Here is a 14722-nt window from a genome sequence, read left to right as displayed (position 1 = left end):
TGTCATAACAACAAACGAACAATATAAGCATGAAAAGATATTTATTCATCACTTGTTTGGTATTCCTTGGAATCATCGGAATATCAGCCAAGAAAGAACAAACTCCCATCCATCGCTTGATACTGCAGGGCGACAGTTGCATGAACGAGCATGACTCGTTCCATGCCATCACCTATTACCAACAATATATCAATGAGCATCCACACGATTTGAATGTTCTCAGAAAGCTCGCTTCTTGCTATCGTCTTCGTGGCGACAACAAGAAGTGTATCGCCTGCATGGATAGCATTCCTAACGACAGTCTCAACCATGAAGACTTGCGCATGATGTTCTATTCCTATCTTAATCTTGGCGATAAAAAAAAGGTAGAATTATATGGCATGACTATCTATGGCAAATACCCATACGACGGGGAGGTATTTGCCACCCTACTTCAGCAATGGAACAACCATGGGGAGCCTGAAAGCGTTTCAGCATTCGCCTTGTCGTATGTTGAAAAACGTGACTCCACGAATATTCTCATCAACAAGGAGCTTGCCTATTCACTCTATTTACAGCTTAGATACGAGCAAGCCATCCCTAGATACAAGAAGCTTATAGCCGATGGATTCGACAATTTTGAGTCTAACCTCGTCATAGGATTGTGCTATTATAACTTGGAAAAGTACCGAGAAGCCTATACCTATCTGAACAAGGCGGCAGAGATGAAGAAAGACAACCCAAATATGAACTGTCTCTTCTACTTGGGCATGACTTGCAAGAAGATTTCCGAACAGACTAAGAACATCGTGGAAAAGGAAACCCTGGCAAGACACGCCATCATCAACCTGGAACGGTCTATAACCGTGGCTTACCCTCGCAGTCGTGGACTATATGTAAACCAGCAACTCGCTGAGCTTTATTACTATAAAATGGAATACGAGAATGCAGGTCATGCCTTCGCACAGTGCATCGAATATGATGACGAGGACGATCCTCACAACTATTACAATGCTGCTCAAATGTATATCGGAGCCAAGATGAATCCACAGGCAAAACTCTATCTCCAGATGTTCTTGGCAAAAGCTGATAAGTTGAAGGATGAAAAGGAAAAAGCTAAACTTACAGCGAAAGTAAAGGAGCAACTAAAAGGAAAGTAAAATAAAACAGATAACTTCTTAGTGTACTCTTCGCTAGTTTTAGCGTCTATTAAAAAGCTATAAATAGCTGTTTTTTTGCAGAGTGCCACAAAAAGTGTAACTTTGCAAGCAGATTAACAGATAAAGGCAGAATTATGAAGAAAATCATCTTAGCTTTAGCAACCTTGCCCTTTATGGGAAGTGCTGCAACAAAAGCACAAGTCACAAAAGTCACTGTGCGCTCTATCTCGGGAAACAGTAAGGAGGAAGTCGAGAACATCGACAACGCCAAGTATCGCATTACCTATGAGGGGAAATGGGTGAACAATCCTTCCATCAAACCCTTCATCTACACGGATAGCGAGATGCGCCTCGACATTGGTGAAAAGGCGACCAGCTTCTATGACAGAACGAAACAGGTAAAGGATTCACTCATGAACGAAAAAGCCAAGACTGGCAATTTCGACTTCTCAGATTTACCTAAAGGTGAAAGTTTCCCGTTCTCCTACTACAAGAACTATCCATCTACTGGCAAATCCATCCAATTGGAATCTGTCGGCACTACAGATTACAAATGCACAGAGAACGTGGAGACACCCGACTGGCAACTCATCCCCGACAGCGCAACAACCATCATCGGCTATCATTGCCAACTAGCCAAGACCAACTTCAAGGGAAGAACTTGGTATGCATGGTTCGCCGAAGACATTCCTTTGCCAGAAGGTCCTTGGAAGCTGATTGGACTGCCGGGCTTGACACTGAAAGCATACGATGAAAACAAAGAATATTCATTCACAGCCATCGGCATGAGTACGTTGACAGCACCAACACCTATCACGTTCCCCAAGGCTAAGAGAGAAGAGATCAGCCAAAAAGACCTCAGAGAATTCAAAGAGAAGTTTACGCCTGGAATGGTGTTGGAAACATTAAACATCAAGAACATAAAAATACAGGACGAAAAGGGCAACCCTATTGACATGAAGAAATTCATGAATAAGAAGAATGTCTTCAATCCGATTGAACTTCAATAATAAATAATAAATGAAGAGAATAATTATCAGTTTTATCGCTTTCTTTCTCTTGCTCTGCATCCCAATGGCGATGCAGAGCAAGAGAAGCACTCCTATCTTACTCGATGACGACAACACTGCTACCGGGATTCATGGTTATGTAGAAGATTCATTGACCCATAACCGTCTAGCCAACGTCTCCATCACGCTGCTCCGCAATGGCAAACCCTTGAAGTTTACAAGAACAAAGGAGGACGGAACCTTCGTGCTTTCTATCACCGAAAAGCAAGCCAACGACAAACTGCAGGCCACGTTTATGGGGTATAAAAAGACAAAAACATCGATTTCATCGGGAAAAGAAACCATCATCAGTATGGCTTCAACAGCTTTTGTCTTGAAGGAAGTACAAGTAAAAGGCTCTCGCATCACAGGTCGAGACACCATATCTTTCGACCTCACCCGCTTTGCCAATGAACGTGACAACAGTCTGAAGGATGTATTGAAAAAGCTGCCTGGCGTGGATATAGAGAAGAATGGCCGTATCAACTACAATGGTAAGCCCATCAACCGATTCACTGTGGAAGGTCTCGACCTGACCGGTGGCAAATATAACCAATTGGAAGAAAACATCAAGGCAAAAGATGTGAAAAAGGCCGAAGTCATCGAGCATGACCAACCTATCAAGGCGCTCCAGAACAAGACCTTTACGGATAATGTAGTGATGAACATCGCCCTGAAGGATAGTGCCCGCGACAAACTGATGCCTACTCTCAAGCCCTACTTGCTCGTAGGGCATCCATCCCACGTAGGCGGAAGCATCAATATCATGCAAATTGGCAAGAAGAAACAGATGATGTATGATGCAGAATACGACAGAACAGGTAAAAATCTCGGCTATGCACTTAACCAACTCGCATCTTACAGCAATCGTCTGGCTCCAGCCTCCCTTCCATCATGGATATCAGTACCATCGCTTGACGCTCCTATCGACGAAGAACGCCTGCGCTTCAACACCTCGCAAAAATACTCCATCAACCATATCAAGAAGAACAAGGACGATACAGAGACTCGCATAGAAGCCAACTATCTTCGTACGGTAACCAGACAAGAGCGAGAGAACATGAGTATCTACGACCTCGGCGGCGAAGCTCCCACAGTTACCACGGAGCACAACCACAAGACGATGATCAGCGATGCCTTCAATCTGCAATGGGAGAACAAGGTAAACAAGGCTGAGCATTATGGCAACGAGAGCATCAGCCTCAGCACAGCACAAAGCGACGGTTTGTCAAACATCAACGACACGCTTACCCAACGTGTCCGCATCCCAAAGCTCGACCTATCGGCAAGTATCTACCGTCTCTTCGTCTTCAAGAAAAGTCAACTCTCTTGGCGTAGCACTGCCGACTATCACCATGGTGTGGCGGACCTCTACGTTAACGACGAGCGGAATCGCATCCGCACCAACCTTTGGCATACTGCCCACGCCTTACAGTGGATGAGGAATCGCTTCCACTGGACACAGGAATATAGAATGAGTATCGACCTCAACAATATCTATGCGAAATATCAGGAAAGAAGCGATGAAATCGGCAAAAACAGTCTTAACATCACAGGGAAGTTCACCCCTTACTGGCAATACAAGACCGAGACGTTCCGTATGTCGTTCTCTCCCGATTTCATCTGGGAACGCTTCACCTATCCACAGAAAACTTTACTTACCATATCACCCTACCTTTACTTATATAAGAAATTGGATTTCCGTAGAGAGTTGACTATCTACACAGGATACAGTACAGGAACAGGCAATGCCACCAACTACGCCATGAAGCAATATCGTCAAAGTTATCGCTCTTGGTACACTTCGAGCGACATCATTCCGATAACTCGTTCTCTTTATGGCAAGTTGAGTTACGACTACAAGCGCCCTATCAAGGAAATCTTCTTCAGCGCATCGGTCAATGCCAGCAAAAACTGGATGAACACGGCATCCGACCTACGCATCGAGGATGGCAAATACTATACCTCATTATATAAGCAGGACAGCAAGAGCAACAACCTAGGGGCATCACTCTACATATCGAAGGGCTTCTACGACCTTCATCTGAAGACCCGACTGGAGGGCAGTTACAACTACAGCAAGGGTGAGCAATACAGCAGCGGCAAAGCCATCAGCTACACCGCAGACAACTATACTGTGAAGCCTAGCATCGACTTCTCGCCGTCCTGGTGTGCCTTTAGCTATGAGGGAGAATTCTCTTTTTACAACTCGAAACGTCAAAAAATGGCGAAGTCATCGTTATTTAATTGGCGCCAAAGCGTATCTGCCACCGCTACCATCAGCCATGTGGACCTCTCCTTCTCGCTCGTACATTATCGCAATGAACTGCAAGAGGGCAGCCATCTTAACACCCTCCTTGGCGATGCCTCGGCAGTATGGAGAATGAAAAAGCTCCGCCTTTCAGCAGAGCTTCGAAACCTATTCAATAAGAAGAATTATATGGAAACCATCTATAGCGGCATCAGTACATTGACCGACTGCTATTATCTTCGCCCTCGCGAACTGATGATTTCCGCCCAGTATTCCTTCTAAACAAGAACTCCCGTCTCTTTTCAGAGATGGGAGTTCTTTGCTTTTAAGGATAAGAGACAAGGTTATAAGGGATTTTAACTTTTTTAGTTGATTTTTATTTGGAACATAACATTATTATTTGTATCTTTGCAACTGATAATATCTTGTTATTATCCCCATAATTATGCAAGAAACGAATAATATATTAGCAATATTAGATAACTACCTCCACGACAATCCTGATGAGATTGCAAAGGAGATGGCAAACGACTTCAGAAAACGAAGAATAGAGAAGAATCTGACACGTGAGCAAGTGGCAGACAAGTCAGGCGTTGCCGTCAGCAACATCACCAGATTCGAGCAAAAGGGCCTCATCTCCCTCAAAAATCTGATTGGTATCGCCATAGCTTTGGACTACACATCAGAAATCAAGAACGTCTTCTCGCACCCCAAGTACTCCACCATGGAGGAGTTGCAACAGATAAAAAGAAACGCTAACAAGAAAAAGGCTTACAGACAATGAAACATATAGAATCTTTAGCCGTGAAATATCACCAGGAGAAAGTCGGCACACTGTCATTGAATGCCGATGGAAAGGTATGCACATTCGAGTATGACAATCAGTGGTTGGCATCTGGCTTTAGTATATCTCCGTTGGAATTGCCACTGAAGCCTGGTCTTTTCATTGCCAAAGCCACCCCTTTCAACGGGAACTTTGGCATCTTCGAAGACAGCCTTCCCGATGGATATGGTAGATACCTATTGCATAAAGCCTTGCTAAAAGAGGGTATCAACGACTTTGAGCTATCTGCTCTTGACCGACTGAGCATCGTGGGCAATGGAGGTATGGGGGCATTGACCTACGAACCTATAACTTCTATCCAGACTGGACACGAGATAGAGGACTTTGACCTTTTACAAGCCAAAGCCTTGGAGGTGTTGAAGGAGCAACAGGATAATGACGCAGGATTGCTATTATATAATAGTGGTAATAGTGGCGGTTGTCGCCCAAAAGCCATTTTTACAAATGAGGATGGTCATTGGTTGGTCAAGTTTCGCCATACCTACGACCCACAAGATATGGGAAAGCAAGAGTATCATTATAATGAGATAGCCAAGCAATGTGGCATCCAAGTACCCGAGTTCAAACTGGTAAACAACAAGTATTTTGCCTGTCGTCGCTTCGACATTTCTCCAACAGGCGAACGCATTCACGTAGCCACAGCTGGAGCCTTGCTCAACGTTTCCCTTTCCAACCCCATTCTCGATTACCTTAACCTTTTGGCACTTACCGGTTATCTTACCCAGAGCCAAGAGGATGTGGAGGAGATGTTCCGCCGCATGGTTTTCAATTACATAATGGACAACAAGGACGACCACTGCAAGAACTTCTCTTTCTTGGTTCAGAAAGAGAGCGATGGCAAATGGCATTGGCATTTAGCCCCAGCCTACGACCTCACCCATTGCACCGAGGGATATAATGGTGAACACGCAACATCTGTAAATGGAACTGGGCATCCGACCGTAGAGGATATGATTGCCGTTGGCGTAAAGAATAAAATGAAGGAAAAGAGATGCCGCGAAATCTACGAAGAGGTAACCGAACAATGCTAGAATAAAAGCGAACTATCTGCGTGCGCTGTGTGGTCTATTCCTTACAACGGAATTACAATAAAAACGCCTCTATCTCTTTTTCTGAGATAGAGGCGTTTCTGTTTAATCTATTTTATTTTGCACAAACCACGAATTATTTATTCAGCTTCAGATAGTTCAACTGAACCTTAGGAGCGCAGGCATTGCTAGTCTTCTCGGTATATTCTGCCACCTTCAATGTAGCAGTACCCTTGATGTTCTCTACATCACTACCTATCTTGAAGAGATAGTTACCTGCATCTACCTTCCACTGGCTGTTAGCCTCATCGAAGCTGGCAAGATCGCGCTTTTCAAGTGTCATCTTCAAAGTCTGGCTCTCACCTGGATTCAGCAACTTGGTCTTGCCGAAGGTCTTGAGTTCCTTGGCTGGCTTCTCGTAAGCGCCCTTAGGAGCGGTGACATAAACCTCAGCAACTTCCTTGCCGGCAACCTTACCGGTATTCTTGATGGTTACGCTAACCTCGATATTGTTGCCTTTAGCCTTGACAGATGGCTTGCCAAACTCGAAGGTAGTATAGCTCAAACCATAACCGAAAGGATAAGCCACATTCTTCTTGAAGGTATCAAAGTAGCGATAACCTACGTAGATATCCTCCTCGTGGTTGCTATAATCGTACCCCTTGATGTTACCCTTGCTCCAATCCAGCAGATTCTTGTAGGTGTACATATCGTAATCCTTGGCAAAGTTGGCAGTAGATGGATGATCGGTAGCAGCGATAGGCCAGGTCATGGTCAACTTACCCGATGGATTCACCTTACCGGTCAGGATATCAGCTACAGAGTTGCCGCCCTCGATACCTGGCTGCCATGCAACGAGAATAGCATCCACACGGTCTCTCCAACTGGCTGTCTCCATCACAGAACCAGAGTTGATGATGACAATCACCTTCTTGCCCTTGGCATGGAAAGCATCAGATACACGGAAAATCATATCCTGCTCTATCTGACTGAGGTTGAACTCACCATTGATCTGGCGGTCCATACCCTCACCTGCCTGACGGCCGATAGTGATAATGGCAGCATCAGCCTTTGGCTCCTCGCTTGCCACACAGCGCTCAGTAATCTCGATTTCATCGAGCTTTGGCTGACCCTGATCCAGGAACCACATCATCGGATTCTTGTCTGCCTTCAACTTAGCCTTGGCATACTTCACATAATTCTGATAGATTTCCGTAAGCTGAGGAGTAGTTGCTACACCGATATTCTTCAAACCGGTAACCATATCTACAGAATAGCCTACATTAACGGCTCCACTGCCAAGACCACCCGACATGAAGTCGTAAGAGTTGACACCGAAGAGCGCCACGGTCTTCAAGCCATGGATAGGAAGAGCTGCATCATTCTTCAGGAGCACCATACCCTCGGTAGAACTCTGACGGGTGATAGCAGCATGAGCCTTCAAGTCTGGCTCACCACTATATTTATATCCCTTGAATCGAGGAGTCTTCACGATATATTCGAGCATACGGCGAACATTGCGGTCCACATCCTTGATATCTAACTTGCCATTCTTTACTGCATCAACAATATCCTGCACCTGAGCTGGATAACCCGGCATCATCAGGTCGTTGCCAGCCTCTACTTCCTGTTCCAGCGGAAGGTCGGCACGCTTACCAATCCAGTCAGTCTCCACGATTCCCTTATATCCCCAGTCGTTGCGGAGAATATCGGTCAAGAGACCCTTGTTGCCCTGGGCATAAACACCGTTAATCTTATTATAGGCAGACATAATAGTCCAAGGATTGCTCTTGCGAACCATCATCTCGAAACCTTTCAGATACAGCTCACGGAGAGCACGCTGGCTCAATCGCTCATCCACCTTGGTACGGTCAGTTTCCTGAGAGTTTACAGCAAAGTGCTTGGCACTTACACCCACGCCCTGGCTCTGCACACCCTGTACAAAGGCGGTTCCGATAAGACCTGTTACGATTGGGTCTTCTGAATAATACTCAAAGTTACGGCCACAGAGCGGATTGCGATGCAGGTTCATACCCGGTCCGAGCACAACATCACAGCCATACTCCAGGGTTTCGTTACCGATAGCCTCACCCACCTTGCGCACCAGGTCGGTGTTCCAGGTAGAAGCCAGACAGGTTCCGATAGGGAAACCGGTGGCAAAGTAGCTACGGCTGTCACCTTCGCGATGAGCATCGATATGAACTCCGGCAGGACCATCACACTGTACGGTAGCAGGAATGCCGAGACGAGGGATGGCTACAGTAATACCCGCAGCACCCGGCACGAACTTCTTCTGATGTCCGAGCATAGCACCACTACCCACGAATCCATCGTTACCACCGCCCACTAAGAGTTGGGCTTTCTCTTCCAAGGTCATCGCCTTGATTACTTCATCGATGTTGTTGGCATTCAGCTGAGGTGCCGATTGCGCCATCATTGTAGTTGCCATCGCTCCAGCCGCAACGGTAAGAGCCAATTTCTTGTAGTTCATCATTTTGTCGTTTATTTCGTTAGTTATTACTTTTCTGTTCTTTTAGTCGTTTCGTCAGTTCCATGCAGTCCCTGAGAATACTGCATTTCTTCAAAAACTTGCTGCAAATATAATAAAATAAGGTGGAAACGCCAAGCATTTCCACCTTTTTTTCCTGAATTCAACAAGATTATTCCCGGATTTAACAAAAGGTATAGGAAGAACATAACATACTATACATATCCCTAACCTAAGACTAGTCCCGATATTTTATCTGAAAGTAATCAAAAACAAAACATTCCTTCCATTTCAATCTTTCGCAAATTTCATCAAAAAGAAGAAAAAATACTCGAAAACCTTGTAGGAATCAAACAATTATCGTATCTTTGCCGAATTATCCAAAAGTTGGGTACTAGAATAAGAACTTTTAATAATGAAAGGTATGGAGCAGAGGAATTCATCCATCGAAATCTATCGTTCCCCAGAGGGAAACATAGAGCTGAATGTAAAATTAGAAAATGATACCGTTTGGCTTACACAAAGCCAAATGGCAGAGTTGTTTGGCCGTGACAGAACTGTGATTTCACGACATGTCAATAACTGTTTTAAAGAAGGTGAACTCGACAAATCCTTGGTATGTGCAAAATTTGCACATACCAAGAAATATGGCCGCCACGACGGCTTTGAACAGGTTGTCGAAACGGAATATTATAACCAGGACGTCATTATCTCCGTAGGCTATCGTGTAAAGTCAATCAATGGTACCAGATTCCGTCAATGGGCTAATTCTATCTTGAAGCAATACATTATCAAGGGTTACGCCATCAACCAGAAACGCCTAGACAATTACAACGAACTGAAAGAAGTGGTTCGTTTGATGTCACGTGCAATTACATTGCAAGATCAAGTATCCGAGGGCGAATATAACGGACTGTTCAATGTCATCAGCGACTATGTTTATGCCCTGGATACTCTCGACAAATATGATTATCAGACATTACTCATTGACAAGACGACTCAAGCCGAGCCGTTCCATGCCACCTACGAAAATGCAATGGAAGCCATCAATGCTTTGAAAGAAAAGTTTGGAGGCAGTAAATGGTTTGCCAATGAGAAGGATGATTCATTCAAGAGCAGCATAGGTCAGATTTACCAAACCTTCGGTGGTGAAGAACTCTACGCTTCGGTAGAAGAAAAAGCAGCCATGCTGCTCTACCTTGTCGTAAAAAACCATTCATTCAGCGATGGCAACAAGAGAATTGCGGCCATGCTTTTTCTTTGGTTTATGGAGAAGAATGGCATTCTGTATGCTGAAAATGGACATAAGAGAATTGCCGACAACACACTCGTTGCCCTGACTCTGATGATTGCAGAAAGCAGAACTGAGGAAAAAGATGTTATGGTAAAAGTAGTCGTCAACTTGATTAACAAAGACAATCAATAGAATTGCCATTAAAAAACCGCACAACAGCTGTTCTACGCATGCACAACAGCTGAAAGACAAGCGCACAACAGCTGATGTGCGACCGCATATCAACTGTTGTGCGCTTCGAGATACTTACTGTTCCAACAACTTCTATTGTATCTCCGAACAACTTCAGTTACTTCTTTCAGATACTTATGACGCATTCTTCAAACGCCAATAACGCTTGAGGAAAGGCATTCAAAGCATTGCGGAAGCTTATTCAAATCATTGTAGAAATCTACTTCGCTGTATCCTTTGAGCTTCGCTTATCACGGCGATAACTGCGATAATCATCCAGCGGAATCTCAATATCAGGTTCCACCAGCTCACCCTCACGTGGCAAGGCGAACTTCTGATACTTGATGTTCAAGCCACGTTCTATCCACATACTCTCATAATAGGTCTGGATAGAGAGAATCTTACGTGTTTCCTCATCGATACCCTCCTGATGATAGAGGTCCTCGGTGCGGAAGAGCACAGGCAAATGGTTGCCATCCACCATATAAGTAGTATAGGTGAAGAGGAAGTTGGAGTCCGTCTTCAGATGGATGATACCGCCATCCACGAGGAAGTGGCGATAACGGTTCATGAAATAAGTAGATGTAAGACGCTTACGAGGATTCTTCATCTGCGGGTCAGAGAAGGTGAGCCAGATTTCCTGCACCTCATCCTCGGCAAAGAAGCGGTCGATAATCTCGATGTTGGTACGGAGAAAAGCCACGTTCTTCTGTCCTTCCTCTATCGCCTTCTTGGCACCGGTCCACATACGTGCCCCCTTGATATCCACACCGATGAAGTTCATCTCAGGATAGAGCTTGGCAAGTTCCACGGTATATTCACCCTTGCCGCATCCCAACTCCAGCACGATAGGATTATCATTGTGGAAATACATCTCACGCCACTTGCCCTTCATATCGAAAGGCACGTCATCTACTACACTATATGGATACTGGAACACGTTCTCGAAACGCTCCATATCCGCAAACTTAGCTAATTTTCCTTTGCTCATTGATTCTTTTTTTCTTCGTTTGAGTGCAAAGGTAAGCATTTAACGATAATTATACAAATCATATCATGGAATTTGTATAATATTAACGGAAAAAGTTTATTCCGCCTGAATACCGAAGTACTCGTTGAGTTCAGCGATGGCAGCACCATCGGCATTCGGAAGATCCTTCACCAGCTTGCCTTTCTCCAGCAGGAGGATGCGGGAGGAGATGTCGGCAACGAAGTTGAGGTTGTGGCTGGAGATGATGACCGTGGTGCCCTGCTCCTTGCAGATGCGCTGAATCATGTGGGCGATAGTCATCTGGGAAGATGGGTCGAGATAGTTGAACGGCTCATCTAGAAGAAGAACCTTCGGATTAATAATCATAGCTCCGATGATACCAATCTTCTGTCGGTTACCCTGAGAAAAATCACGGAGATACTTCTTGGTTCCCATGATTTCATCGTGCATAAAGCCCTCAAACTGAGCCAATCGCTCCTGCAGGGTTTCATCGTCAATGTGATAAACATCAGCGATGAAATCGAAGTATTCCTCAGGGGTGAGGAAGTCGATGAGGAATCTACCGTCGATGTAACTGCCGGTATATTCCTTCCAGGTCTCACTCTCGTTCACCTTCTGTCCATTGCTTTCCACGAAACCGTCATCAGCCTGAATCAGGTCGAGAATCAGACGGAGCAAGGTGGTCTTGCCCGCACCATTATTACCTACGAGTCCTATCAGCTCGCCCTTTGCAACACCCAGATTATCAATATCGAGTACGGTATTGCCATTATATATCTTTTTGAGATTCTGAATCTTGATATCCATTATTCTAATGTTTAATGTGTAGTGTTAAATGTTTACTTAGCTTTCCATAAACTTCTCCATGCGCTTATACTTGTTCTTCTCGAAGATGGCAGCTATCTTGGCGATGAACCATTTATGGATGGCGATACTGAAGACTGCCAGCGTTATGCAGGTGACAAACCATGCCGTCTCACCGAAGAAATAATAGACAGCACAGACACCAGCCAGCGGGAAGAGAAAGGCGATGGCATAAAGATTAATCTTCAGATTAGCTCCCTGCATGCTGAACATGGAAGTCTGGAATATCTCCAGACGGGAAGAGAAGAGTGCCGTAGGCAGATTGAAGAGATTGATGAATACTGCCAGACAGAAACCGCTGATAAGCACCTGGATTCCGATTCCTACCTGCAGGAAAAGGAACGGAAGGGTAAGCAACAAAGCGACAGCACTCACCACCATATAATAATAGAAGCAATTCTGCAGCATCTGTTTAACCTTAACAGGCTTGGTCATCAAACCATGGAAGAAGTTTGCCTCAATGCCAAAGGTCCACTGCGACAACACCACCGATGGCAGCAGGATGGCACCCGCCACATAGAGGGTAGTCATAGCCACCTTGTCCCCCATTTCCTGTCCCGCTTCTGCCGGGAGCAAGGCAAAGAGATAGGCATCGAAAAGGAAGATGGCAGCAATCATAATCACCATCGTACGGACACGCTTTGCTCTCAATGTGCCGATATATTGCAGACTGAAGAGGTTGATATGGCTGAAACCACGGAACCTGGAAACCTTCTGCTTCTGCTCGTTATAAATCTTTTCGTGATAGAGATAGATGGTAAGTCCGGCGAATACCGCTCCGGCAAGGAAGAAGATACCCGCCCATCCCATCCATACCGGGAAAAAGGAACTCACAAACATATATCCTATCAGCACGGCAAACATTCCCATCCATCCCAATATCAAGGGCCATTTCAGAATCCACTCTGTTGCCTTGCGGTAGCAGGTGATGTAGATGCCGTCAATATAAGAGAACGCCAGAAACAGAAAGAAACTGGCAATAACCTGACCTACAGGCAGGAAATAGATAAATACAGGAAGCATAAGCACTGGAAGCACATAGTTCCAGAAGCTCACGAGATTGGTAGTGAGCAGGAACTTGTTCCAGATTTTCTCCGGCACAGGTCGCGACTTCACGTAATCATCCATCGCCGTAATATCCCGCTTCATCACCATCTTCATGATGATGTCTGGAATCAGCATACCGACAACGATACCGGCTCCCAACAGGGCAGGCATGTCTTCGCCCCCAAGTTCTCCCCCATTCTCGGTGAAGCTGAGAAAGAAGCTCACGCCCATCACCACATACAGGAAGATGATGTAGCACGCCACGAAGGCATCTCGCTTATGGAAGTTACGGCGCTGCTGCAACCACCAAAGCCTTAAAAGTAATCTCAACATAAATTATTCTTTTTATGGTTTACGGGCACAAAGGTAAACAAAAATATCCGAAATCTCCTACAAAATGATAGAAATAACTTAAAAATAACATTAGATGAAAAGAAAGAGAAAACAAGAAGAGAAGAAAAGAAAGAAAAGGCATATATGTGAAAACGGCATCTCCTCACGAAGATGCCGTTCCTTCTAAACTAACATTAACTTATATATCAACTATTCATCAAAACTATTATAAACCTAAAAATTATAATACTCTTATTCAGACTGAACCGGCAAGATGTTATCATCCTCATCATAGAAGAGAGGAGCCACCTTTACGCTGCGAAGCCAGGTTGTATCATTTGATGGCACGCAGTCGTGATGGAACAGATACCACTGTCCCTTGTACTCACAGATGCTATGATGGGTTGTCCAACCTACTACAGGCTCCAGGATAACACCCTTGTAAGTGAACGGACCATAAGGATTATCACCTACAGCATAGCAGAGATAATGAGTATCACCGGTAGAGTAGCTGAAGTAATACTTGCCCTTATACTTATGCATCCAGCTGGCCTCGAAGAAGCGATGTGGATCATCTGCTGGCAATACATTACCCTCTTCGTCAACGATGACAACAGGCTTTGGCATTTCAGCAAACTGCTGCACATCATCCGTCATCATGGCTACACGAGATGGCAATGGGTTCTCCTTGCCTTCAGGGAGATGCTCATCCTTCAGAGCCTTGTTGTCCTTATACCACTGAAGCTGACCGCCCCAGATACCACCGAAGTAGCAGTAAATCTTGCCATCATCATCCTTGAACACACAAGGGTCGATGCTATATGACTTGCGGATAGGGTCGGCATTCGGAATGAAAGGACCTTCTGGCTTATCAGCTACAGCCACACCTAGATGGAACACACCATTATAATCCTTGGCAGAGAAGATGAGATAGTACTTGCCATCCTTCTCTACTACATCGTTGTCCCACATCTGCTTCTCAGCCCATGGCACATCCTTCACGTCGAGAATCACACCATGATCGGTTACCTCACCTTCCATCACGTCGTCCATAGAGAGAACATGATAGTCTTTCATCTGGAAGTGACCGCCATCATCGTCGAAGCATTCGCCGCTATCCCAGTCATGAGATGGGTAAACATACAGGCGACCGTTAAACACATTGGCAGATGGGTCTGCCATATAATCCTTTGGGAACAAATATCTTGCTTTCATTGTTGTTT

Annotated in this window: 11 protein-coding genes; 6 read left to right on the top strand and 5 right to left on the bottom strand. The window is 45.0% G+C overall.

The window, feature by feature from the left end:
• Nucleotides 1-29: 29 nt before the first annotated feature.
• From KUA48_RS09885 to KUA48_RS09865, 5 genes are all read left to right on the top strand, one after another.
• Entirely contained in the window at nt 30-1139 is a 1110-nt protein-coding gene (locus KUA48_RS09885; RefSeq protein WP_218431904.1) for a CDC27 family protein, read from the top strand.
• A 134-nt stretch (nt 1140-1273) separates the two neighbouring features.
• On the top strand, nt 1274-2149 hold the full coding sequence (locus tag KUA48_RS09880; protein ID WP_218431905.1) for a GLPGLI family protein: 876 nt from the start codon (nt 1274-1276) through the stop codon (nt 2147-2149).
• A 10-nt stretch (nt 2150-2159) separates the two neighbouring features.
• Complete coding sequence (locus tag KUA48_RS09875; protein ID WP_218431906.1) at nt 2160-4721, top strand: hypothetical protein; 2562 nt, start codon at nt 2160-2162, stop codon at nt 4719-4721.
• A gap of 163 nt (nt 4722-4884) precedes the next feature.
• Nucleotides 4885-5223 (top strand): helix-turn-helix domain-containing protein, encoded by a 339-nt coding sequence (locus tag KUA48_RS09870; RefSeq protein ID WP_218431908.1) that lies wholly within the window; start codon nt 4885-4887, stop codon nt 5221-5223.
• Nucleotides 5220-6314 (top strand): type II toxin-antitoxin system HipA family toxin, encoded by a 1095-nt coding sequence (locus tag KUA48_RS09865; RefSeq protein WP_218431910.1) that lies wholly within the window; start codon nt 5220-5222, stop codon nt 6312-6314. Before KUA48_RS09870 ends, KUA48_RS09865 begins: the two co-directional genes overlap by 4 nt.
• Nucleotides 6315-6447: 133 nt before the next feature.
• On the opposite strand, the gene KUA48_RS09860 is transcribed toward KUA48_RS09865, so the two are convergent.
• A complete protein-coding gene (locus KUA48_RS09860; protein WP_218431942.1) occupies nt 6448-8802 on the bottom strand; it encodes a glycoside hydrolase family 3 protein in 2355 nt (784 codons plus the stop codon).
• 412 nt (nt 8803-9214) lie between these two features.
• Here KUA48_RS09860 and rhuM point away from each other — a divergent pair, with 412 nt between their 5' ends.
• Nucleotides 9215-10225 carry a RhuM family protein gene (rhuM, locus tag KUA48_RS09855; RefSeq protein ID WP_218431912.1) on the top strand — a complete coding sequence of 337 codons (1011 nt, stop codon included), beginning with the start codon at nt 9215-9217 and terminating at the stop codon, nt 10223-10225.
• A gap of 259 nt (nt 10226-10484) precedes the next feature.
• On the opposite strand, the gene trmB is transcribed toward rhuM, so the two are convergent.
• The 4 genes from trmB to KUA48_RS09835 all read right to left on the bottom strand — a co-directional run bounded on the left by trmB (nt 10485) and on the right by KUA48_RS09835 (nt 14714).
• Nucleotides 10485-11255 (bottom strand): tRNA (guanosine(46)-N7)-methyltransferase TrmB, encoded by a 771-nt coding sequence (gene trmB / locus KUA48_RS09850; protein WP_022121261.1) that lies wholly within the window; start codon nt 11253-11255, stop codon nt 10485-10487.
• Nucleotides 11256-11351: 96 nt separating this feature from the next.
• Nucleotides 11352-12062 carry an ABC transporter ATP-binding protein gene (locus KUA48_RS09845; RefSeq protein WP_117692930.1) on the bottom strand — a complete coding sequence of 237 codons (711 nt, stop codon included), beginning with the start codon at nt 12060-12062 and terminating at the stop codon, nt 11352-11354.
• Nucleotides 12063-12098: 36 nt separating this feature from the next.
• Nucleotides 12099-13499, bottom strand: coding sequence for a DUF5687 family protein (locus KUA48_RS09840; protein WP_153072559.1), 1401 nt, complete (start codon nt 13497-13499; stop codon nt 12099-12101).
• A gap of 252 nt (nt 13500-13751) precedes the next feature.
• The gene (locus KUA48_RS09835; protein WP_153079648.1) at nt 13752-14714 is read right to left on the bottom strand and encodes a glycoside hydrolase family 43 protein; all 963 of its coding nucleotides are present in this window, start codon (nt 14712-14714) and stop codon (nt 13752-13754) included.
• Nucleotides 14715-14722: the final 8 nt, after the last annotated feature.

The sequence above is a fragment of the Segatella copri genome (assembly GCF_019249795.2).
Classification (GTDB): domain Bacteria; phylum Bacteroidota; class Bacteroidia; order Bacteroidales; family Bacteroidaceae; genus Prevotella; species Prevotella copri_B.
The sequence above is the reverse complement of the archived record's forward strand: the minus strand, read 5'-3'. Positions and strand labels throughout refer to the sequence as shown.

Excerpts from the sequence above, each read along its gene's own strand:
- KUA48_RS09870 (WP_218431908.1), top strand. The coding sequence starts at position 4,885 with ATGCAAGAAACGAATAATATATTAGCAATATTAGATAACTACCTCCAC.
- KUA48_RS09840 (WP_153072559.1), bottom strand. The coding sequence starts at position 13,499 with ATGTTGAGATTACTTTTAAGGCTTTGGTGGTTGCAGCAGCGCCGTAAC.
- KUA48_RS09880 (WP_218431905.1), top strand. The coding sequence starts at position 1,274 with ATGAAGAAAATCATCTTAGCTTTAGCAACCTTGCCCTTTATGGGAAGT.
- KUA48_RS09885 (WP_218431904.1), top strand. The coding sequence starts at position 30 with ATGAAAAGATATTTATTCATCACTTGTTTGGTATTCCTTGGAATCATC.
- trmB (WP_022121261.1), bottom strand. The coding sequence starts at position 11,255 with ATGAGCAAAGGAAAATTAGCTAAGTTTGCGGATATGGAGCGTTTCGAG.
- KUA48_RS09835 (WP_153079648.1), bottom strand. The coding sequence starts at position 14,714 with ATGAAAGCAAGATATTTGTTCCCAAAGGATTATATGGCAGACCCATCT.
- rhuM (WP_218431912.1), top strand. The coding sequence starts at position 9,215 with ATGAAAGGTATGGAGCAGAGGAATTCATCCATCGAAATCTATCGTTCC.
- KUA48_RS09845 (WP_117692930.1), bottom strand. The coding sequence starts at position 12,062 with ATGGATATCAAGATTCAGAATCTCAAAAAGATATATAATGGCAATACC.
- KUA48_RS09875 (WP_218431906.1), top strand. The coding sequence starts at position 2,160 with ATGAAGAGAATAATTATCAGTTTTATCGCTTTCTTTCTCTTGCTCTGC.
- KUA48_RS09865 (WP_218431910.1), top strand. The coding sequence starts at position 5,220 with ATGAAACATATAGAATCTTTAGCCGTGAAATATCACCAGGAGAAAGTC.
- KUA48_RS09860 (WP_218431942.1), bottom strand. The coding sequence starts at position 8,802 with ATGAACTACAAGAAATTGGCTCTTACCGTTGCGGCTGGAGCGATGGCA.